Source organism: Alishewanella tabrizica (assembly GCF_014652375.1).
GTDB lineage: Bacteria > Pseudomonadota > Gammaproteobacteria > Enterobacterales > Alteromonadaceae > Alishewanella > Alishewanella tabrizica.
Map to the genome: position 1 here is coordinate 54,470 of NZ_BMYR01000002.1, position 21,614 is coordinate 76,083.

Sequence of the window (21,614 nt, forward strand, 5' to 3'; positions counted from 1 at the left end):
GAATTGCTCCATGCCGTTGCTGTATTGGTTTTTTTTACGAGGATGTTTGTTCTTACTGCTATGTTGCAGCATATCTGCGACGGCGCATGTCAGCGATGATGTACCAGCCTTAGATAATTACTTTAAAGAAACCCTCAATACCCGAGACGGTTTACCGCACAATACTATTAATACTATCGCACAAACAGCTGATGGCTATTTGTGGTTTGGCACCTGGGAAGGCGTAGCCCGCTACAACGGCCGCGAGTTTAGGATTTTTGATCGTAATCCTGAGACGGGTTTACCTGATGTCGGAGTCCGTACCTTTTTCGTTGATCAGCATAATGCTTTATGGATTGGCGGTTCGCGGGGCGGTATCGTTAAAGTGCACAATGGGCAATGGCAAGCTTATCCGCCATTGGGTGTGCTGATTAATCGTCTGTTATTGGATAAACAAGACCGCTTGTGGATTGCGACCGAAGGCCAAGGTTTGTTTATGCAAAATGCGGCCGGTGAACGTTTTCAATATTTACGTCAAGATGGCCTGCCCTCAGAGCAAATACACACTTTATTGGAAGATCCTGCTGGCCGAATTTGGGTTGGTACCGCTGATGGGTTAGTTTATATAGATGCCCAATTACACATTCAGCCCGTTGCTGCTGATTACTACAATGGCGTGCCGGTATTTGCGTTAGCGCTAAATCATAAATCAGAATTATTAGTTGGTACTGAGCGCGGTTTATTTTTGTCGGGGTTGGACAATACCACGCCACAAATTTTACTCGATAATGTGCCGGTATCAGCGTTGTTGTTTGAAAACGAACACATTCTGTGGATTGGCACCATCGATAGGGGCTTGTTGCGCCAGCATGCGGGGGTTATTGAAGAACTTGATATTCGACAAGGTTTACCGAATAACCGCATTTTAGCTTTGCTTTTCGACAAAGAGAAAAACCTTTGGGTTGGGACTAATGGTGGCGTGTTTCGGTTGCGAGACGCGCCATTCTCTACGTTTACCACGGTACAGGGTTTAGCCGGTAATTATGTACGTTCAGTGTTATCGCACTCTGATGGCTGTATGTACATTGGTACCAGCCGCGGCTTGAGTCGTTATTGCGCCGGTAAAATTGATAATATCGATCTTAGTGCTGTTAGCATTGGTCAATCGGTGCTGAGTCTCGCTGAAGGACCTAATCAGAGTTTATGGGTGGGCACCTATGCGGATGGTGTTATTGAACTCAATGCTGGGCGCATATCTCGACACTTTCATACTGATAATGGCTTGCCAGCCAATGAAGTCAGAGCGGTTCTGCCGTTAGCAGATGGCACTATTTGGATTGGTACTGCACTAGGTGCCAGCCGCATAAATGGTGAGGATATTCGTAATTTTGGCCGCGAAGATGGCTTACCCAGTCCATTCATTATGGCGTTATACCAGAGTTCAAATGGCAAACTTTTTATTGGTAGTGGCGCGGGTGTGGTTATTTTTCAAGAGGATAAGCTTACTACCCTTAGTTTAACGCCGTTTGATGGTGCTGATTATGCTTTTGGTTTTACTGAAGATCGTGACGCTGGCTTACTCTGGATGGCGACTGATAGGGGAATCATCGCCTATGAACTCAACACGGGCAAAATGCATCTTATTGGCCGCGAGCAGGGGATCCCCTTCGACAAATTGTTTCAAGTGGTCTTGGATAAGCACGGCTATTTTTGGATCAGCAGTAACCGTGGCGTATTGCGACTAAGTCGTGCACAAGCGTTAGAGGTGGTTTCCGGTCAACGTAATAATGTTGATGTGGAATTATTTGGTGAAAGCGACGGCATGGCCAGTGCTCAAGCCAATGGTGGCTCGGCTAAAGCGGCTACATTGCATCATGATGGTTCAGTATGGATTGCCACTTCAATCGGTGTAAGTCGTGTACAACCTGAACGTTTACAATATTTTGCCACTATGCTACCGCCTGTTGTGATTGAGCAATTCTTAGTGGATGAAAACGAAATCAGTTTTACCGAATCGCAAGTATTACCTGCGGGGACCAATAGAATCGAAATTCACTATGCCGGCCTTGGTTATATTATGTCGCAGCGGATCCAATACCGCACTTGGCTGGAAGGTTTTGATCAAAATTGGGTATCACGTGACTCTTATATTTCAGCGGAATACACCAATTTGCCTCCTGGCAAGTATCGTTTTAAAGTCAGTGCGGCTTATCCAAATGGCGAATGGGGCCAGAATGAGGCTGAACTGACATTTGAAATTCTGCCGTATTTATGGCAAGAAATCTGGTTTCAGGTGTTTATTCTTTTTGCTTTTTCACTCTTGGCTGTTTTGGCGATTCGATGGCGCTTGGCCAGTTTAAAACGTAATGAGCTGCGCTTACTCAAATTAGTGTCGGAGCAAACCACAGAATTACAATTACTCGCTCGTCAAGATGCTCTAACAGGGCTGGCGAATAGGCGCGCGTTTGATGAAGCCTTACAGCATGAGTACCAGCGGGCACAACGTTCAGCATCAACGTTGTGTTTAGCGTTAATTGATATTGATCATTTTAAACAGGTCAATGATCAGTTATCGCATGCGGTGGGTGATGAGGTATTAAAACGGGTTGCTGCAGTATTGAAGCAACAAAGTAGAACGGTTGATATGCTGGCGCGTTGGGGCGGGGAGGAGTTTGTAATATTACTGCCAGACACCAGCTTAGAAGACGCTGCCGAGGTGTGTGAGCGGTTACGTCAGAAAATCGAAAAACTGGATCTGCACACGTTGTCAGCGCATTTGAAACTGACAATCAGTATAGGTCTTACCACAAACCATAAATTGGCTTTACCACAGTTATTGATCAGTGCGGATAAAGCGCTGTATCAAGCAAAGCGCTTGGGACGGAACCGTTTAGTGATTGCTGATAGTAATCAGTATTAATGGATAATAATTCATTTAAATAGCATAATAATTCTTGATTATGCATGAGCTTCGTTCTACACTAGCCCACGTTTTGTGCTATAAGTGTTAGCCTATTTTTTTCATTTTAAGAGTTGTGCATGTCTTTAAATAATCAAAATGTTAAAATTCGTAGTGCCGTGCTCGGTGCAGCTGGCTACAGTGGAGCAGAGCTTTGCGCCTTAATCACTGCCAATCCTTTTTTTGAATTATGTTACGCCTTTGCCTCGGGTGGTCGTGAAGCAGAGCCGTTGGCCAGTTTGTATCCTCGTTTTCAACAACAAATTGATATCATGGTTGAGCCATGGAGCGACGCCTTTCTGGACAGTATGACAGTGGATGTGGCTTTTTTAGCCTTACCCCATGAAGCGAGCGAGGAAATTGCGCCAAAGTTACTTGCAAAAGGCATTAAGGTGTTTGATTTATCTGGTGCATTTCGTTTAAAACAAGCGGCTCTTTATCCTCAGTATTATGGTTACGCTCATCAGCATCCTGAACTTTTATCGCAAGCTGTGTATTCACTAATGGAGTGGCAAACTGCGCCGCTTGGCGACTTAGTGTCGGTACCTGGCTGCTATCCCACAGCCTGTTCGTTAGCCTTGTTGCCGGTATTGAAAGCCGGCTTAGTCACAGACGATTGTATTCCTGTGATCAGTGCGACTAGTGGCGTGTCAGGTGCGGGTAGAAAGGCCAGTTTAAGCACCTCTTTCTGCGAAGTAGGTCTTAATGCATACGGGTTCTTTAAACACCGCCATCGCCCAGAAATTGAACAAAATTTAGGGCGCAAAGTGGTATTTACACCGCACTTGGGGAATTTCAAACGCGGCATTTTAGCAACCTGTGTTGTTAATTTAAAAAAGGGTGTAACTGCCCAACAGGTAAACGACGCCTTTGTTGCGGCTTATCAGCATAAGCCCCTGATCCGTTTTAGTCAAAAATCGCCAAATGTTGCAGATGTTGCGGGTACGCCGTTCTGTGATCTGTTTTGGCAACAAGATGGCGAGCAATTAGTGATTATGTCTGCCATCGATAATTTATTAAAAGGTGCGGCGGCTCAGGCAATGCAAGCCGCGAATGTCCGCTTTGATGTACCCGAGACAGCAGGTTTATTACCAGGAGCCTTAGTATGAAACCCGTGGTATTAAAAATGGGGGGCCGTTTATTACAAGATCGCCAAGCATTAGATGCGTTATTGGCGGTATGCGCCACGATTAAACAGCAACGCCCCGTTATCCTCGTGCATGGTGGCGGTGATCAGGTTGACAGTTGGCTGGCGAAATTTGGTTTTACCACTGAGAAAATTGATGGACAGCGCGTTTCGCCTGCTGAACAAATGCCGGTTATTACCGGTGCTTTGGATGGTGCGGTTAATGCTGAAATGGTAAGCCGAGCTATGTTGCAGGGGCTAAATCCTGTTGGGTTAAATCTGTCGGCGGGTAATGCATGTCAATTTCAGGTGAATACGCAACTCGGCGCAGTTGGTATCGCCAAACCTGCAGACGCGAAATTGTTAGAATTGCTTTTGCAGCAAGGGTTTACGCCAGTATTTAGTTCTATTGGTATTGGTCAAGAAGGGCAATTACTGAATGTAAATGCCGATTTAGCCGCTGCGGCCATCTGCCAATTAGTCAAGGGGCAGTTGGTATTACTTACTGATGTACCCGGTATTTTAGATGGCAATATGCAACTGATCCCCGCGTTAAATTCGCAGCATGCCGCGACATTGGTTGCGCAAGGTGTGATTAAAGGTGGTATGAAAGTAAAGTTAGATGCTGCTTTAGAAACCGCTGCGGCGCTGCAAAGCAATATTGTGGTGGCAGGATGGCAAAACCCAAATGATTTAATAAATTTAATGCAGGATAAGCCAGTTGGCACCTGTATTGTTTACTAACTAGCGCGTTCGAGGCGCTTTTAACAATAAGGATACCGCTTAGCGGATAACGCGTGTTTTATGAGTAAACTAACCCAGCTGCTATGTTTAGCTGAACTGGACCAAGCACAGCTGTCAGCATTATTGGATTCGGCACTAAAGATCAAACACTCGCCCCAGGACTATCGGCAGGCATTACAGGGCCGCAGTATTGCTCTGTTATTTGAAAAGCCCTCGTTACGTACTCGCGTGAGTTTTGATGTAGGCATTAACAAGTTAGGTGGCCATAGTGTCTACCTTGATTTGCAAAATGGTGCCATGGGTGTACGAGAATCTGTGGAAGATTTTGGCAGTAACCTTGCGTGTTGGACCGATGCGATCGTGGCGCGGGTTTACTCACAAAAAACCTTGGTTCAATTAGCGCTAAGCAGTAAAAAGCCGGTTATAAACGCTCTAAGTGATCTTTATCATCCTTGCCAGGCGCTAGCGGATCTTCTCACGCTAAAAGAGCAGTTCGGCGATCTCGACAAGGTCCATTTAGCGTTTGTAGGCGATGGTAATAATGTCTGTCATTCGTTAATGCTGGGCGCGGCTATTATGGGGATGGATCTCACGGTGATTACACCGCAAGGTTTTGGTCCAGATGCCCATGTATTATTAAAAGCGCAAGAGATGGCTAAGCAAAGTGGTGCTAAATTAACCTTAAGTCAGCATGTGTCTTCTGCTGCAGGTGTAGATGCCATTTATACCGATACATGGTTATCGATGGGAACACGTGCCGATCCAGCATTAATTGAACAGCTTTTCGCACCCTATCAAATTAATACTGCCGTTATGCAGCGTTTGGCAGTAAAACATTTTATGCATTGTTTACCCGCACATCGTGGTCAGGAAGTGACTAGCGAAGTTCTAGACAGTGAATACTCTTTGGCGTTGCAGCAAGCTGAAAATCGCATGCATGCACAAAATGCCGTGTTAGTTAGTTTATTTAGTTGAGGTTGATGATGAGCATCAAAAACGTAAAAAAAGTCGTATTAGCTTATTCTGGTGGTTTAGATACGTCAGCTATCGTTCCGTGGTTAAAAGATAACTACGATTGTGAAGTTATTGCGTTTGTGGCCAATGTAGGGCAAGGCGACGAAGAGCTGGCAGGCGTAGAAGAAAAAGCGATTAAGTCAGGTGCGAGCAGTTGTTATGTGGTTGATCTGCGTGAAGAGCTGGTAAACGAAGTTATTTTTCCCACCTTAAAAACCGGTGCGGTTTATGAAGGCCAATATCTCCTTGGTACGTCAATGGCACGTCCTGTAATTGCACGCGCCCAAGTTAAGTTGGCATTAGAGCTTGGCGCAGATGCGTTGTGTCATGGTTGTACTGGAAAAGGTAATGATCAAGTGCGGTTTGAAGGTGCTTTTGCAGCGCTAGCGCCACACCTTAAAGTGATTGCGCCTTGGCGTGAGTGGGAGTTTAACTCGCGTCAATCCCTGCTAGATTACTTAGCGAAAAAACAGATCCCAACTACCGCCTCTGCGACCAAAATTTATAGCCGAGATGCAAACTTGTGGCATATTTCGCATGAAGGTGGCGAAATTGAAAATCCATGGAATGAACCTTCTGAACAAATTTGGATGTGGACAAAATCGCCAGAACAAGCACCTGATCAAGCTGCTTACGTTGAGCTTAGTTTTGAGGCCGGTGCACTGACCAAAATTAACGGTCAGACGATGGGCGGTGTTGCCGCTATCGAGTGGTTAAATGAACTGGGATCAGAGCATGGTGTTGGCCGTATTGATATCGTCGAAAACCGGTTAGTGGGTATGAAATCGCGCGGTTGTTACGAGACCCCAGGCGGTACTATTTTGTTAGCTGGTTTAAAAGGCCTTGAAGCCTTGGTGTATGATCGCACCTCATTAAAATACCGTGAAGAAGTTGGACAAGAATTTGCGCAGCTTGTGTATGACGGCCGTTGGTTTACCCCGTTAAAAGATGCGTTACTGGCAGCGGCCACATCACTGGCGCAACAACTTACGGGCGATGTCGTTATTAAGCTGTATAAAGGTAACGTAACGGTTGCGAAACGTCGCTCACCGAATAGCTTATACTCAGAAGCCTTTGCTACTTTTGAGGGTGACGAGGTTTATAACCAAAAAGATGCCGAAGGCTTTATTCGTTTATACAGCTTGGCTAGCCGGATCCGTGCCTTGCACGCGAAAAAGGATTAAGCATTATGGCTATGTGGGGTGGTCGTTTCACTGAAGCGACATTAGCAGAATTTCGGGAGTTTAACGACTCCCTCAGTTTTGATTATCAACTCGCGTTACAAGATATAGAAGCCTCTAGAGCATGGGCAGCAGGCTTACTAAAAGCAGGGATAATTAATCAGGTAGAGGCACAGCAGTTAGACACTGGTTTAGCAGATTTAGCTGTCGCCATTGAAAGTGATCCTAAGTTGCCTTTGCAAACGCAAGAAGAAGATATTCACAGTTGGGTTGAAGCACAGCTGACAGCAAAATTAGGTGCGGTTGCCAAAAAGTTGCATACAGGGCGAAGTCGCAATGATTTAGTGGCTACCGATCTGCGATTGTGGACGCGGTTAAATGCGGGGCATGTACGGCAATCGTTGTTGGGAGCCATCAAAGCGTTATTAGTGTTTGCTGAGCGCGCAAAAACGGCAGTAATGCCTGGCTTTACGCACTTGCAGCGTGCTCAACCGGTATTAGTGGCACACTGGGCACTGGCTTATGTTGAAATGTTTAAACGTGATTTAGGACGTTTAGAGGATGCTGTAGCGCGTCTAGACAGCTGTCCATTAGGCTGTGGTGCGCTTGCCGGGACTGGCGTCGCGATAGATAGGCATACGTTAGCGCAGCGCTTAGGTTTTGCAGTGCCAGCGGCAAACAGTTTAGATGCGGTATCTGATCGTGATTATGTAGTCGAGCTTTCTGCTGCAGCCAGTTTGTGTATGACGCATTTATCGCGCTTGTCTGAAGATGTGATTTTCTTTTGCTCTGGCGAAGCGGGTTTCTTTAAACTTGGCGATGCCATTAGTAGTGGTTCTTCGTTAATGCCACAAAAGAAAAACCCTGACGTGTTTGAATTACTTCGTGGTAAAACCGGTCGGGTATTAGGGCATCTTGTTGCCATTATTCATGTTATAAAAGGCTTACCGCTGGCCTATAACAAAGATATGCAAGAAGACAAACAAGGCTTTTTTGATCTAATGGCAACGTGGCAACAATCGTTATTAGTGCTGGCAACCGTGTTACCCCACCTGAGTGTGAATGACGCGCAGTGTCGTCGCGCAGCCGAGCTTGGTTACAGTAATGCGACCGATTTAGCCGACTATTTAGTTGCTAAAGGGATCCCGTTTCGTGATGCACATGAGCTTTCGGGAGCGCTGGTGTTAAAAGCCTCATCAGCTAAGGTGGCCTTAGAAGCATTACCGCTAGCAGAGATGCAGCAGGTTTGCCCGCTGATTGCGGAAGATGTGTTTGCCGCCTTAACCATTGAAGCTGGGTTGGCAAAGCGTAATGCTTATGGCGGGACGTCACCTGAACAGGTGTTGGCAGCCCTGAAACGCAGTCAGTTGTGGTTTGATAGTTTGCTTGAGTAATATTACTCGGAAAAACCGGCTAAGCCTAATGCTGAACAGTTAGCATCTTTTAGGTCGATTGAGCGCTCCAGTGTTTGATAGTTAAAAGCCTACAGAATCAAATCTGTAGGCTTTTTTATGCCTATTGGCCAAGCTCTTGAAACCGTTTTAGTAAATTGTCACAGGCTATGTTGCAGTTGGCGCTAGAACAACTCGTCTAATTCTGTCGTTTTCTCTTGTTTCTCTTCCCCAAATTGTAACTGTGGCAAACTCCCTGCAGCATACTGGGTCGGCTCAGTTCCCAATTTAAAATACTCAAAATCACTGGTGTAGTCATTGCGACGGCTTAATAAACCAGAGGCTAAATCAATACGAACTGACGATATACCAACCGGCGCGGCTGTAGCACGCTCTGGATAATTAGGTAAGACATCGTTCATAAAACTGAGCCATGCCGGTAAGGCTGTGCGGGCACCTGCCTCGGTCCCGGCGCTTTGATCACGGCCTAAATTGGCATTCCACGTTGCTCGGCCTAAACTGCGATTGGCATCATCAAATCCTACCCAACTGGTCACCACTAAATCGGGCGTAAATCCGGTGAACCAGGTATCTTTAGAATCGTTTGTTGTCCCTGTTTTTCCTGAGATGTCACGGCGCTTTAAGCTCTGTGCCAAGCGGGCTGTGCCATTCCAGCCCGTGCCTTGGCGCCAATCGCCGCCTCCCCAAACACTGCTTTTCAACGCATCTGCAATTAAAAAAGCATTTTGCGCACTAATCACTTGTGGGGCGTGTTTTGGTAATGGATCTTGGTTTTGCAACGATGATTCTGTCGTTTCAGTTGTTAGCTCGGTATTGGTTTGTGCCATATCTGCAGCACAGTTATTACAGGCCAATAGTGGATTATGCTGATAAATAAGTTCGTTTTGCGAATTGAACACTTTGTCAACAACATAGGGTTGTACTAAGTAGCCACCATTGGCAAAAACAGCGTACCCCGTAACCACTTCTAGGGGGGTAGAGGAGGCAGAGCCTAATGCTAAAGTTTCATTTCGGGGTAAGTCAGTTAATGCAAAACCGAATTTTTGTAAGTGTGCAATACTGGCATCGACACCAATACCACGTAACAAACGAATGGATACCACGTTCTTAGATTTCGCCAAGGCTTCTCTGATGCGAATTGGGCCATCATACACGGCCGGTGAATTACGTGGCCGCCAAGCAATACCCGCATTGCTATCCCATTGATGGATTGGTGCATCATTCATAATACTGGCCAGCGTATAATTTTGCTCTAACGCGGCAGAGTATATAAACGGTTTAATGTTTGATCCCACTTGGCGTTTTGCCTGAGTAACGCGATTAAACTGGCTTTGCGAAAAGCTGAATCCGCCAACGAGCGCACGAATTGCGCCATTGTGTGGATCCAGTGCCACGAGAGCACTGCTAACGGTAGGCTCTTGACTTAAACGCCAGTTGTTGTCTTGTTGCCTTACCAAAATATGCATGCCAGGTGCTAATATTGCGGCTGCCGTTTTCGGCGCCGCACCTTGCCGCTCGTCATTTATAAAGCTTCTGGCCCATTTCAAACCGTCCCACTCTAAAGTGACACGCTGACCACCTTTTAACATCACCTCGGCGCTCTGCGACGCAACTGCAGTGACAACTGCGGGTAACAAGTCCTCAATACCAGGTTGCTGATCTAAGTATTGTTGCAACGCGGTTTCGTCTAAAGGGGAGTCTTCTTTAAAAACGGGCGTTTCACCTTCATTATTTTCTAATGTCGCTTTCCAGGCCAGTGCCACCGGACCACGATAGCCATGACGTTCATCATAATTATAAATGTTTTGTTGCAATGCTAAGCGCGCTTGGGTTTGTTGCTTACTGTTGATGGTGGTATACACTTTAAATCCATCAGAGTACGTCATTTCCTCGCCAAATCGTTCAACCATTTGTTGCCGTACCATTTCCGCAATATAGGGGGCAGACGCGGTGATTTGCGCACCATGTAAGCGGCTAGTGACGGGCGCGGCTATAGCATTGTCATAAGTTGTTTTATCAATGGCACCAGTATCTAACATACGTCCAAGCACAATATTGCGACGAGCTCGTGCATTACTGGCTGATCTTACCGGATTGAGCAAAGACGGTGCTTTGGGTAACCCAGCGATGATAGCCATTTCATCAACGGTTAAATCATTAACGGTTTTACCAAAATACACTTGTGCCGCGGCACCTACACCGAATGCGCGTTGACCTAATTCAATTTTATTAAGATAAAGCTCTAGGATCTCATCTTTGCTCAGTAGCTGCTCGATATGAATGGCTAAAAAGATTTCTTTTACTTTGCGGATAATTTTCTTTTCACGCGTCAAAAAGAAGTTTCGTGCAAGTTGTTGTGTGATCGTACTGGCACCTTGGCTTAACTCACCAGAGGTTGCAACAACGGTAGCTGCCCGCACAATACCAATGATATCAATACCTGGATGCTCGTAAAAACGGGTATCTTCGGTGGCTAAAAAGGCTTGAATTAACATCGGTGGCATTTCATCTAGCCTTAAGGGTATGCGTCGTTGTTCGCCAAATTGTGAGATTAACTCACCATCAGCAGTAAACACTTGCATAGGCGTTTGTAAGCGCACGTCTTTTAAGGTCGCCACATCAGGTAACTCATCTTTAAGCACCAGATAAGTGACAAAAATAGTGCTGATGCCGAGAATTGTCAGCAGCACAAAAGCCAGAAAAAGTTTTTTAAACCACGACACCGTGTGCCCCCAATTTTTAACTCCCAATTTCGCTTTAAGGCTGATAGTATATATTTATTAGACTGAGATTAAACGCTTTTTCTTGCTAAAAACCTGGGTCTGGGCTAAGAATAGTTAAACAAAATGGATTAATAATAACGTGGCCACTCGATGCTATGATTAAAAGCCTTTTCAGTAAGAAAGCCCCTATGATGGTGGGGTTAGATATCGGCTCACATTCCGTTAAGGCAGTGTTATTAAGCCTTAACAGCGGTTATTACCGAGTTGAAGCCTTTGCTATTGAACCTATGGCGAAAGGCGCTATGTCTGATCGAGAAATTCAAGACATTGAGGCCGTCAGTTCAGTACTAACAAAAATTCGCAAAAAAATCCCCCGCACTGTCAAATTTGCTGCAATCGCTATTTCAGGTTCCACTGTGATCAGTAAGGTGATTTTTATGGATGTGTCCTTATCTGATGCTGAATTAGAGAGCCAGATCGAAGTTGAAGCCGATACCCTTATTCCTTACCCATTAAACGAAGTAAGCTTAGACTTCGAAAAGCTAGATGTTAACGAAGCTGATCCTTCCAAAGTCAATGTGTTGCTAAGTGCTGCGCGCACCGAAAGTGTCGAAGCACGGGTTGGGGCGTTAGCGGGGGGGGGCTTCACTGCTAAGGTCGTTGATGTTGAAAGTTATGCATTAAGCCGTGCAGCCGAGTTATGTTTTAGTCAATTACCTGCTGATGCCGCCAACAAAGTAGTGGCGATGGTGGATATTGGCGCCACCATGACGTTACTCAGTATTGTGGAGGCGGGCAAAACACTCTACACCCGCGATCAAGTGTTCGGTGGAGAACAATATACCCGTAGTATCTTATCTTATTATAATAAAAGTTATGATGAAGCAGAATTTGCTAAGGTAACAGGCGATTTACCGCCCAATTATACCTTTGAGGTTCTTGCGCCATTTCAAACCATGCTACTGCAACAAATTCGCCGTGGGATACAAATGTATTTAACCAGTAGTGGCAAAGAGGGTATTGATTACTTAGTCATTTCTGGCGGGTCTGGTTTGATTGAAGGTATCGATAAATTGTTGGTTGATGAGTTGGGGATTCATACGATAATCGCGAATCCGTTCACTAGCATGGATGTTGCGGCCACGGTTGAACGCGATCAACTTGACAAATATGCACCACAATTAATGGTTGCCAGCGGGTTGGCGTTGAGGAGCTTTTCGTCATGGCATATATAAATTTACTGCCCTGGCGCGAGGTTGCACGAAAAGAGCGCCAAAAAAACTATGTTATGATTTTAGCGCTCACAGCTTTAGCCAGTTTTTTATTGTTTTTTATTGTAAATCAAATATATAACGCTAGGTTAGATGGCCAAGCTAAGCGAAATCAGTATTTAGAAAGTGAAATACGTATCCTTGATCAGCGCATTGCAGAGATTCGTAACTTAAACGAGACCAAGCGCAGTTTGCAGCAACGCATGACATTAATTGAACAACTGCAAGGCAGCCGCAATTTAGGCACACAAATAATGACTGAAATCGCCAATATTGTGCCAAACGGTGTGTACTTAACCCAGCTTGAAAAGAAAGGCCCCATGTTGCTGCTTGTCGGAAAAAGTGAATCCAATAATCGGCTATCTAATATGCTTCGTGATGCTGAACAATCTGAATTATTAACTGAACCTTATCTCGAGTTTATTCAAGCTGGACAAGACAGGCCGAGTTTGCTTAGCGATTTTCGGATGCATCTAAAAATCAGTGGGTTTGAAGCGTTAGACCAAGCTTCTGCCACGGCTCCGGCCCCACAGGGAGCGACAAAATGAGCCTTAATATGAAGTTGTCTGACATCGATATTAATGATCTCGATTTAGAAAATATGGGATCTTGGCCTATAACGGTTAAAGTTATTTTTGCCGTTATTGTGGCTGCATTGGTATCGGTATTAAGTTATTACCTCTTAATTGATAGTAAAATAGATGAGTTGTCAGCTGCTAAGCAAAAAGAAATAGAATTACGTCAGTTATATCAAACCCGTTATGCTGCTGCTGTTAATCTAGAGGCCTACCGTGAACAAATGAATGAAATGGAGCAGACATTTTCAGTTTTGTTAAAACAGTTACCTACCACGCATGAAACCCCTGGTCTGCTTGATGATATTACGTATGTTGGTACGACAAGTGGCTTAAATTTTTTACGGATTAACTGGGAACCTGAGGTTGAGAAAGAGTTTTATACTGAGTTGCCTATCCGTATTGATGTCGTAGGGGATTATCACCAATTCGGTAATTTTGTAAGCGAAGTTGCGAAGTTACCGCGTATTGTTAGTTTGCATGACTTTACCATTCAAGCTGGGCCTGATAATCGGTTACGCTTTAATGTGGTTGCAAAAACCTACCGTTACAAGGACAGCACGCCATGAGAGCGATCATTGTTGTGAGTGTCGCCCTTTTATGTTTAAGTGGCTGTTTTGACGATGTTAGTGATATTCAGGTTCACATGGAAAATGTGAAAGCGAATACTCGGCAACGGGTTGAGCCTTTACCTCAAGCGAAAGAATTTACGCACATTGCCTATGCTGCGGCAGAACGGCGCAGCCCTTTTGTGGAACCTACACCGGAAGCAATCCAAGATCGCTTTTTACAACAACAAGACTGTTTACACCCAGACCCAAACCGTCGAAAAGAAATGCTAGAACGTTTTGCGCTCGATAATTTAAAGATGCGTGGCACCTTGGGTGATGGAAATAAATTATGGGGTTTAATTGAATCGGCCGATAACGCTTTACATAGAGTGACAATTGATAATTATATGGGCCTTTTTCATGGCCGCGTGACGCGCGTTGAACCAACGTCGATTGATTTGTTGGAGTTAATACCTGACGGCTCGGGTTGCTGGGTAGAACGCACCACAAAAATCCAAATGTTCGATGCTGCAGCAGCAGGCAACTAGGTGTGCGAGTAAATTATGGATAAATTAATTAGAATTAAAAATGTAGGATTGAAAGGTAGCAAACTTGCCTTGTTCGCTTGGTTGCTGGCGGTATTGCCGGCCAGTGCAGCGCCGCTCCTGTACGAAGTGCGTTATAACCCGTTGTTAAATGGTGAAACCGAAATAGAGTTTGTCTTCGACGAGCCGCTACAGCAAGCACCTGAAATTCAAATTTTAACGAGCCCCGCGCGAATTAGTGTTAATTTTGGTCAAGCAGAATTAGAGCAACGATTGGCGGACGTTGCCATTGGGCAAGCAGGGGTTACGAATGTGCGCTCATCGCTGACTGAACAAGGCGTTACGTCTGTCATTGGTATGAATGCTCTTAAAGTATATCGCACACGTTTGAATGATAACGTCTTTGCGGTGCATTTAGCTGATACTCCAGAAGTTGTGCGTCCCGGTGCAGACTCAACCGTAAACCCCAGTTTTGTGAACCAATTACAAGCGGTTGACTTTCGTCGTGGTGATAAAGGCGATGGGCGAATTTTAGTGTTTTTGAAAGAAAATGCCGCTGCAGTGGATGTACAGGAAAGATTGGGTAAGTTAGAAATTGAGTTTCACAATACTGCCATTCCCGATGAATTATTGTATCAATTAGATGTTGTTGATTTTGCAACAGTCGTAAAAGGAGTTGAAACCTTTCGAGAGGGTACCTCCACGCGCTTAGTGGTAGATACGACCCATCAATTTACCTACAGTTATCAGCAAATTGATAATATCTTTACGGTGAGTTTGCAGCGAGATGCAACCAATCGCAGCATTTTAGGTGGCGGCCGTGAATATTCGGGTCGGGCTATCTCACTTAACTTCCAAGATATTCCCATTCGAACGGTGCTGCAGATTATTGCGGATTACAATGGTTTTAATTTGGTTACTAGCGATTCGGTTACTGGCAATATTACCTTGCGCTTAGATGGTACTCCTTGGGATCAAGCCCTTGATATTGTGCTGCGTGTTAAGGGGCTGGATAAACGGATGGAAGGCAATATTTTAATGGTAGCGCCTACTGAAGAATTAGCCTCGCGCGAAGCCAGAGAATTAGAGGCGCGGCAACAAGTTGAGCAGTTAGAACCTCTTTTCTCAGATTTGATCCAAATTAATTATGCAAAATCGGGTGATCTTGCCGGATTGTTATCGAATAAAGATGCAACCTTGTTATCAGCCAGAGGCAGCGTGGTTGTTGATGAGCGTACTAATACGATTTTAATTAAGGATACAGCGCGTAATATTGAAAGCGTGCGTCGTTTGATCGAACGTTTAGATATTCCCGTTCGTCAAGTCCTGATTGAATCACGTATTGTCACGGTGAATGACAACGTTACTGATGAACTCGGTATTCGTTGGGGCTTCAGTGATCAACAAAGCAGCAGCGGAGGTAATCGCGGTGTGTCGGGTACGGCTCCGGGTGCCAATGGCATTTCTACTGGTAACTTTCCTGCTTTAGATGATCGTTGGAATGTAAATTTACCGGTAAGTAATCCGGCGGGTAGCATTGCATTTCATGTTGCACGTCTGGCTGATGGGACTTTATTAGATCTAGAATTATCTGCGTTAGAGCAAGAAAACAAAGGTGAAGTTATTGCAAGCCCGCGTATAACAACCTCTAATCAAAAAGAAGCCAGCATTGAGCAAGGGGTTGAAATTCCTTATGTTCAAGCGGCATCAAGTGGTGCTACTACGGTAGAATTCAAAAAAGCGGTATTGAGTTTAACGGTAACGCCACAAATTACGCCTGATAATAAAATTATCTTAGATTTAGTGATTACACAAAACACGCGTGGTGAAACAGTACAAACGCCAACTGGCCCAGCCACAGCGATTAATACGCAACAAATTACGACACAAGTTTTGGCTGATAATGGCGAGACGATTGTTTTGGGGGGTATTTACCAACAGCAAATCGTTTCTAATGTCAGCAAAGTGCCATTGCTTGGCGATATTCCGTATTTAGGCGTTATGTTCCGTAACAAACGTGAACTTAATGAAAAAAGCGAGCTGCTGATCTTTGTTACCCCACGAATTTTAACCGAGGGACAATAGTCCACTTTGGAGGCGAGTTGCTGACTTGCCTCCAGATTTGCGGCCTTGTCAGAATTAACTTGCCAATGAAAGGGCATTCCTGACATAATTCAGCGCTTCAATTTTTCGTGGGAGCCTAACGGTCCTTGAATTCAACTTTTCTTTGAGTTAGCTGATTTAGCAATACGACATATGGCAGAAAAACGTAATATCTTCCTAGTGGGTCCTATGGGTGCGGGTAAAAGCACAATTGGCCGCCATTTAGCAGACATGCTGCATCTTGAATTTTATGATTCTGATCAGGAAATCGAACGCCGTACCGGTGCAGATATCGCCTGGGTTTTTGATCTAGAGGGTGAGGAAGGCTTTCGTGTACGCGAAGAAGGCGTGATTCAGGATCTTACCGAATTACAAGGTATAGTATTAGCGACGGGGGGCGGCTCAGTATTGAGCAAAGAAACCCGTAATCGCTTGTCTGCACGTGGCATAGTCGTGTACCTAGAGACACCTATTGAAAAACAGGTAGCACGCACGCAGCGCGATAAAAAGCGCCCTTTACTTCAGACTGAAGAAGAACCAAGAGAGGTTCTTGAGCGTTTGGCTGCAGAGCGTAATCCGTTATATGCAGAAATTGCAGATTTTACGGTTCGCACCGATGAACAAAGTGCGCGTGCTGTGGCGAATCAAATTATCGAGAAACTTGGTTTTTAATCGCGTTATTAACGATAAGGAGCGCTGCTAATGCAAAAAGTTGACGTACAACTTGGCGAGCGCAGCTATCCTATCCATATTTCCAGTAATTTCACTGCGTTATTACCTGAGCTAGCTACGGCTGCTCAGGTAGTTATTATTTCTAATCCCCATGTTGCCGCGTTGTATCTTGAGCCTGTTGCTGCGCTTTTTCAGCAACGCCCTAAACACTTTTTATTGCCTGATGGCGAGGCTTACAAAACTTTAGCGTCCTTTGAGCAGATTATGTCTTTTTTGCTTGAGCAAAAAATGTCGCGTGATGTGGTGTTAGTTGCCTTAGGTGGTGGTGTTATTGGCGATATAACGGGGTTCGTAGCGGCGTGTTTTCAACGGGGGGTACGTTTTATTCAAATACCTACCACCTTATTATCTCAGGTTGATTCGTCAGTGGGCGGGAAAACGGCAGTTAACCATCCGCTGGGTAAAAACATGATTGGTGCTTTCAAACAACCGGAACAAGTTGTAATAAATACCCAGGTCTTAACGTCTCTCGCACCGCGTGAGTTTGCCGCAGGCATGGCTGAAGTCGTTAAGTACGGTTTGTTGGGCGATGCAGCTTTTGCACAATGGTTACTGCAACATGCTGCAGCGATTAAGCAACAAGATGCAGAAACGTTAGCGCATATGATTCAACATTGCTGTCAAATGAAAGCCGATATTGTTAGTCGAGATGAGACTGAGCAAGGTGAACGTGCACTCCTTAATTTGGGGCATACCTTTGGTCATGCAATAGAAGCATTTATGGGATATGGTGAATGGCTTCACGGTGAGGCGGTGGCAGTCGGTATGGTGATGGCAGCCCGAGTTGCGGCACAACGTGGCTGGATAACGGCTGAGGAATTAAGTTTTTCGGAAAAACTGATCGCCCAGTTTGACTTGCCAACGGCATCACCTTCGAACATGCATATTGATGACTTTTTGCCTTTTATGAAAACGGATAAAAAAGTCAAAGCGGGCAAAATGCGTTTTATCTTGCCTACCGCGCTAGGCAAAAGTGCGGTGGTTGCTGACGTTACCGAGCACGAGTTACAGCAAGTTTTTGCGTAATGAAAGTCCGAGGCCTGCAACAACAACTCGCAGCGTCAACCTTTCTGCTTCCTTCGCAGCGTGATGTGCTGTCTCGTTTACTGTTCCAATTAGCCTTTAATGATTTTACTCGGCTTGCAATTGTTGGTGGTGCAGGAAGTGGCAAAACAACATTGGCATTAGGTTTGGCTGAGTTGTTTTCCGATTGTGATGAAATTCTGATTAATGTAGCGATGCTGCAAGCCCCTCTGGCGGATGAGTTACTCACAGCACAGTTAGCCAAGCAATGGTTTGCTGAGCCTAATTTGTCCAAAGCACAATTGCTGCACAAATTAACGGCTGTAGCCGAGTCTAGAACTCTAGTATTGATTGCAGATGATCCTGAACACCTGACGGCGACTCAGTACGATTGGATACTGACGCTACCCGTAAGAGTGTTTATGTTCACCAGTCGTGCTGACAGTAATATGCAACTTAATCTCGCCTTGCCCGTAATTACTTTGGCAGATTGTGAACAATTATTAGCAGTTGAAGGATTAGATCCGTTAGCGCTGGCAGAACGCTTTGCGCACAGTCAGCAAAATTTGCATAAATTACTACATAACGTACCTATTCGAACCGCGTCTGCGGCACAGACACACAAACACACCAGCGCCAGTACTAAACCTCCTATATGGGCCCTTGCTGTTGGCTTAGCTCTAGTTCTCATTGTCATTATCGCCAGTTTCTTACCTGACACAACTGAGCCTGTAGATGCGGGTGAGAATGTTGCTCGCAATACGTCTCAAGTGATAGTGCCCTTACCCGATAATACCGAAAACGCAAATGACACCAGCGTATCAAGTACGGAACCGTCTGTTGTCTTATCAGTACCTCAGAATGAACGTTCAGAGATCACTGTAGATAACAAGACAGTTAATGAGGTGCCCGCTGCCGTGATTCCTCCAGTGGATAGTGTTGCACCTGTTCTCGAACCTGAGATTGATCCACGTTTGTCTGAAGTTGTCGATCTTTTACCAGCTGTGATTTCATCAGACGCTGCGGTAATCCAAGCCGAACCGGTTCGTGATCCCATATCACCGGCAACAGAGAATAAGGCTGTAACCGCATCAAATGAGGAAGGTAAGGTGGTAAGGGCATCAGCGCCAAAAGCCGCTCTCTATGATCATCAAACCTTGTTGCAGCTGCCAGCTAGACAATTGTTAGTACAAATTGCAGTATTATCGTCTGAAAACGCTTTACGGCGATTTACCCGTAATTATCCTAAGCTGCCGGTGATGGTCTATCAGCGTCAATGGCAAGGTCGCCAGCAATGGGTTATTGTTAGTGGTCCCTTTATTAATAATGCTGCTGCTAAGCAACATATTCAACAGCTGCCTTCGGCGTTAAGTGCCAGTGGGCCTTTTATTAAAACTGTCGGTGCAGTTCAACAAGAAATAAATGCCTGGCAACAATTAACGCTGTCCGAACCCAGTCAAGGTAATTAAGTGGTACAGAAACGAAGTCGTGCTTTCTTAAAGTGGGCCGGAGGAAAATACAATTTAGTTACTCAACTGCAACAGCACTTGCCTGAGGCTGACTGTTTGGTTGAGCCTTTTGTAGGTGCGGGATCGGTATTTCTTAATACACAGTATCCATCCTATCGTCTGAATGACATTAATGCCGATTTAATTGAGTTGTACAAAATTGTCCAACACGGCGCCGACAAGTATATTGCGGATGCGCGAACCCTTTTTGTTGCGAGTGCCAACGAGCGAAACAGCTATTTGTCGTTACGACAGCAGTTTAACGACGAGACAGATCCTTATCAACGTGCTTTATTATTCTTGTATTTAAACCGGCATGGTTATAATGGTTTGTGCCGATATAATTTATCCGGAAAATTTAATGTGCCATTTGGTAGTTACAAAAAGCCATACTTTCCTGAGGCGGAATTACACTTTTTTGCGGAAAAGTCTCAGCGAGCTGAATTTACGTGTACCAGTTATCAAGACGTTTTTAAGCAATTAAAACCCGGACAAGTAGTGTATTGCGATCCACCTTATGTACCATTAAGTAAAACGGCTAGTTTTACCAGTTATGCACAACAAGGTTTTAGTCTTGATGATCAAGCGCAATTGGCGATTCTTGCTGAACAGGCGCAACATTCAGGTATTACTGTATTAATTAGTAATCACGATACAACTTGGACACGAAAAATATATCAACAAGCGAGTTTACAGAGTATTGAGGTGGCGCGCTCTATCAGCCAAAAGGGCCATGGGCGAGGAAAGGTAGCAGAGTTATTTGCGGTATACGCCGCTAAGAAAACATAAGCCAAAGTGTAAATATAATTAGCTAAAGGTGTTTTAAACCATGCTGTGTTCGCCAGTAAATAGGCATGATTCAATGTGGTGTAATTGAATAGGGCGTTAGCGTAGAACCAAAGAAACGATAAGAATTAATATGCCGACGAACGCGGCTGCCAGTAAAATCCCAGTAATAATGAAAGGCACTGCGCTGCGGCTTTGAAAATCGTGTAAACGTTGTTTTTCAGACTGAACGCCGATAAAGGCACCCAAAACGGCTTTGAACACTTGCCAGATAGTAGTCTGTTTAGTGGTCATGCAAGCGGTAGTTATGATTTTGGGGTATTGGCAGGGAGCATTCGGCTAACCAATTCTAAAAAATCGACAAAGTGAAATTGTGTTGAGCGACTATCGCCAGATAACCAGCTAACCCAACTGCGCTGCGCATCGATACACAATGCGTTTTCCGCGGAAATACAGGGAGTAGGGCTATCCATTTGCCAAACTGCAAAAGCAAGAACAGCTCCGCATGCTATTAGCATCGATCTGCTTGTTTTGGTAAGTTTCATGTTAATTCCTGTTAACCTAATTGCTTCCTGATGATGATAATAGATTCTGTTGCCAGACACAAGCTGATTATTTCTTGTACGCTGTGTCTGGAAACTTTACTCTCAGGTTAAGCTTTGTTATGGCTAAATTCTTTTGGAATTAAAAACTTTTTGATACACCTAACACCACGCGACTGTCGCATAGCGTGCATTCTTTAATATCGGTGTCAATATAGGCTAATGATAAGCCAATGCCTAACACTTCGGTACTTAATGTCACACCATAATCTAAATAGCTGGCAGAGCTATCATCACTATATTCGTTCTGGCCAATATGGAAATCTAGCCCAAAATTTTCACTGAGAGCTAAGCTGTAGCCGGCGTAAACGTAGTAATAGTTACCCGTATTCCCATAATAATCATCACTGTATGCTAATCCTAACGTCAGATCCTTATATGACACAGAGCCATAAAGTTCCCAGAAGTTCGAGCCTTCGAATTCTGTGTTTGGATAGCCATAACGCATGATACCTACATCGGCAGACCAATCTTCAGCGATATCACCGCTCCATCCTAACATTACGTCTAACTCTAAGGTGCCTTGACCACCAAAATCGACACTTGAACCCCATACGGATACGTACAAACCGGATTCAGCAGCCAGCGTTAATCCGCCTTGTAATGCGGGCGCTTCATCTGTTTGCGAAATACCACGGAAGGCATAGTCTGAAACAAAGGTAACATCGCCACTGACTTCTACGGCTTGCGTTTGCATACTGGCAGCGCTCAGCGCGACAAATAAACTGCTATAGGTTGCTACCGAAAGTTTTTTCATTAATGTCATTTTTATGTTCCCCT

Annotated in this window: 19 protein-coding genes; 15 read left to right on the forward strand and 4 right to left on the reverse strand. The window is 44.9% G+C overall.

What is annotated here, in order from left to right:
- The first annotated feature begins 10 nt into the window (after positions 1-10).
- The 6 genes from IE070_RS02650 (at position 11) to argH (ending at position 8,397) form a co-directional block, all read left to right on the forward strand.
- A complete protein-coding gene (locus tag IE070_RS02650; protein ID WP_189480198.1) occupies positions 11-2,899 on the forward strand; it encodes a ligand-binding sensor domain-containing diguanylate cyclase in 2,889 nt (962 codons plus the stop codon).
- Between the two features lie 119 nt (positions 2,900-3,018).
- The gene (gene argC / locus IE070_RS02655) at positions 3,019-4,047 is read left to right on the forward strand and encodes an N-acetyl-gamma-glutamyl-phosphate reductase (protein ID WP_189480200.1); all 1,029 of its coding nucleotides are present in this window, start codon (positions 3,019-3,021) and stop codon (positions 4,045-4,047) included.
- Positions 4,044-4,808, forward strand: a complete 765-nt coding sequence (argB, locus tag IE070_RS02660) for an acetylglutamate kinase (protein WP_189480203.1) — start codon at positions 4,044-4,046, stop codon at positions 4,806-4,808. The genes argC and argB overlap by 4 nt, the downstream gene beginning before the upstream one ends.
- A gap of 60 nt (positions 4,809-4,868) precedes the next feature.
- On the forward strand, positions 4,869-5,783 hold the full coding sequence (locus tag IE070_RS02665) for an ornithine carbamoyltransferase (RefSeq protein ID WP_189480205.1): 915 nt from the start codon (positions 4,869-4,871) through the stop codon (positions 5,781-5,783).
- An 8-nt stretch (positions 5,784-5,791) separates the two neighbouring features.
- Positions 5,792-7,006 (forward strand): argininosuccinate synthase, encoded by a 1,215-nt coding sequence (locus tag IE070_RS02670; RefSeq protein WP_189480749.1) that lies wholly within the window; start codon positions 5,792-5,794, stop codon positions 7,004-7,006.
- Positions 7,007-7,011: 5 nt separating this feature from the next.
- Positions 7,012-8,397: an argininosuccinate lyase gene (argH, locus tag IE070_RS02675; protein ID WP_189480206.1), complete on the forward strand. Its 1,386-nt coding sequence runs from the start codon at positions 7,012-7,014 to the stop codon at positions 8,395-8,397.
- 182 nt (positions 8,398-8,579) lie between these two features.
- Here argH and IE070_RS02680 read toward each other — a convergent pair whose 3' ends face one another.
- Positions 8,580-11,138: a penicillin-binding protein 1A gene (locus IE070_RS02680; RefSeq protein ID WP_189480208.1), complete on the reverse strand. Its 2,559-nt coding sequence runs from the start codon at positions 11,136-11,138 to the stop codon at positions 8,580-8,582.
- Positions 11,139-11,293: 155 nt separating this feature from the next.
- On the opposite strand from IE070_RS02680, the gene IE070_RS02685 reads away from it, so the two are divergent.
- The 9 genes from IE070_RS02685 to IE070_RS02725 all read left to right on the forward strand — a co-directional run bounded on the left by IE070_RS02685 (position 11,294) and on the right by IE070_RS02725 (position 20,235).
- On the forward strand, positions 11,294-12,373 hold the full coding sequence (locus tag IE070_RS02685) for a pilus assembly protein PilM (RefSeq protein WP_189480210.1): 1,080 nt from the start codon (positions 11,294-11,296) through the stop codon (positions 12,371-12,373).
- Positions 12,361-12,957 carry a PilN domain-containing protein gene (locus tag IE070_RS02690; protein WP_189480212.1) on the forward strand — a complete coding sequence of 199 codons (597 nt, stop codon included), beginning with the start codon at positions 12,361-12,363 and terminating at the stop codon, positions 12,955-12,957. Before IE070_RS02685 ends, IE070_RS02690 begins: the two co-directional genes overlap by 13 nt.
- The gene (locus tag IE070_RS02695) at positions 12,954-13,553 is read left to right on the forward strand and encodes a type IV pilus inner membrane component PilO (protein ID WP_189480214.1); all 600 of its coding nucleotides are present in this window, start codon (positions 12,954-12,956) and stop codon (positions 13,551-13,553) included. Before IE070_RS02690 ends, IE070_RS02695 begins: the two co-directional genes overlap by 4 nt.
- Positions 13,550-14,083, forward strand: a complete 534-nt coding sequence (locus IE070_RS02700) for a pilus assembly protein PilP (protein ID WP_189480216.1) — start codon at positions 13,550-13,552, stop codon at positions 14,081-14,083. Before IE070_RS02695 ends, IE070_RS02700 begins: the two co-directional genes overlap by 4 nt.
- Positions 14,084-14,098: 15 nt before the next feature.
- Positions 14,099-16,165, forward strand: coding sequence for a type IV pilus secretin PilQ (locus IE070_RS02705; protein WP_189480218.1), 2,067 nt, complete (start codon positions 14,099-14,101; stop codon positions 16,163-16,165).
- A 171-nt stretch (positions 16,166-16,336) separates the two neighbouring features.
- Positions 16,337-16,855: a shikimate kinase AroK gene (aroK, locus tag IE070_RS02710; protein WP_189480220.1), complete on the forward strand. Its 519-nt coding sequence runs from the start codon at positions 16,337-16,339 to the stop codon at positions 16,853-16,855.
- A 30-nt stretch (positions 16,856-16,885) separates the two neighbouring features.
- Entirely contained in the window at positions 16,886-17,941 is a 1,056-nt protein-coding gene (aroB, locus tag IE070_RS02715; RefSeq protein WP_189480222.1) for a 3-dehydroquinate synthase, read from the forward strand.
- Entirely contained in the window at positions 17,941-19,407 is a 1,467-nt protein-coding gene (locus tag IE070_RS02720) for an SPOR domain-containing protein (protein ID WP_189480225.1), read from the forward strand. The genes aroB and IE070_RS02720 overlap by 1 nt, the downstream gene beginning before the upstream one ends.
- Positions 19,408-20,235, forward strand: a complete 828-nt coding sequence (locus tag IE070_RS02725; protein WP_189480227.1) for a Dam family site-specific DNA-(adenine-N6)-methyltransferase — start codon at positions 19,408-19,410, stop codon at positions 20,233-20,235.
- A gap of 96 nt (positions 20,236-20,331) precedes the next feature.
- On the opposite strand, the gene IE070_RS02730 is transcribed toward IE070_RS02725, so the two are convergent.
- From IE070_RS02730 to IE070_RS02740, 3 genes are all read right to left on the reverse strand, one after another.
- Positions 20,332-20,526 (reverse strand): DUF2970 domain-containing protein, encoded by a 195-nt coding sequence (locus tag IE070_RS02730; protein WP_189480228.1) that lies wholly within the window; start codon positions 20,524-20,526, stop codon positions 20,332-20,334.
- A gap of 11 nt (positions 20,527-20,537) precedes the next feature.
- Positions 20,538-20,750 (reverse strand): hypothetical protein, encoded by a 213-nt coding sequence (locus IE070_RS02735; protein WP_229796901.1) that lies wholly within the window; start codon positions 20,748-20,750, stop codon positions 20,538-20,540.
- Positions 20,751-20,916: 166 nt separating this feature from the next.
- Entirely contained in the window at positions 20,917-21,600 is a 684-nt protein-coding gene (locus IE070_RS02740) for a TorF family putative porin (protein WP_189480232.1), read from the reverse strand.
- Positions 21,601-21,614: the final 14 nt, after the last annotated feature.

Bases quoted from the DNA above. Each gene is read 5' to 3' on its own strand.
- IE070_RS02650 (WP_189480198.1), top strand. From the start codon at position 11: ATGCCGTTGCTGTATTGGTTTTTTTTACGAGGATGTTTGTTCTTACTG.
- argC (WP_189480200.1), top strand. From the start codon at position 3,019: ATGTCTTTAAATAATCAAAATGTTAAAATTCGTAGTGCCGTGCTCGGT.
- argB (WP_189480203.1), top strand. From the start codon at position 4,044: ATGAAACCCGTGGTATTAAAAATGGGGGGCCGTTTATTACAAGATCGC.
- IE070_RS02665 (WP_189480205.1), top strand. From the start codon at position 4,869: ATGAGTAAACTAACCCAGCTGCTATGTTTAGCTGAACTGGACCAAGCA.
- IE070_RS02670 (WP_189480749.1), top strand. From the start codon at position 5,792: ATGAGCATCAAAAACGTAAAAAAAGTCGTATTAGCTTATTCTGGTGGT.
- argH (WP_189480206.1), top strand. From the start codon at position 7,012: ATGGCTATGTGGGGTGGTCGTTTCACTGAAGCGACATTAGCAGAATTT.
- IE070_RS02685 (WP_189480210.1), top strand. From the start codon at position 11,294: ATGATTAAAAGCCTTTTCAGTAAGAAAGCCCCTATGATGGTGGGGTTA.
- IE070_RS02690 (WP_189480212.1), top strand. From the start codon at position 12,361: ATGGCATATATAAATTTACTGCCCTGGCGCGAGGTTGCACGAAAAGAG.
- IE070_RS02695 (WP_189480214.1), top strand. From the start codon at position 12,954: ATGAGCCTTAATATGAAGTTGTCTGACATCGATATTAATGATCTCGAT.
- IE070_RS02700 (WP_189480216.1), top strand. From the start codon at position 13,550: ATGAGAGCGATCATTGTTGTGAGTGTCGCCCTTTTATGTTTAAGTGGC.
- IE070_RS02705 (WP_189480218.1), top strand. From the start codon at position 14,099: ATGGATAAATTAATTAGAATTAAAAATGTAGGATTGAAAGGTAGCAAA.
- aroK (WP_189480220.1), top strand. From the start codon at position 16,337: ATGGCAGAAAAACGTAATATCTTCCTAGTGGGTCCTATGGGTGCGGGT.
- aroB (WP_189480222.1), top strand. From the start codon at position 16,886: ATGCAAAAAGTTGACGTACAACTTGGCGAGCGCAGCTATCCTATCCAT.
- IE070_RS02720 (WP_189480225.1), top strand. From the start codon at position 17,941: ATGAAAGTCCGAGGCCTGCAACAACAACTCGCAGCGTCAACCTTTCTG.
- IE070_RS02730 (WP_189480228.1), bottom strand. From the start codon at position 20,526: ATGACCACTAAACAGACTACTATCTGGCAAGTGTTCAAAGCCGTTTTG.
- IE070_RS02735 (WP_229796901.1), bottom strand. From the start codon at position 20,750: ATGCTAATAGCATGCGGAGCTGTTCTTGCTTTTGCAGTTTGGCAAATG.
- IE070_RS02740 (WP_189480232.1), bottom strand. From the start codon at position 21,600: ATGACATTAATGAAAAAACTTTCGGTAGCAACCTATAGCAGTTTATTT.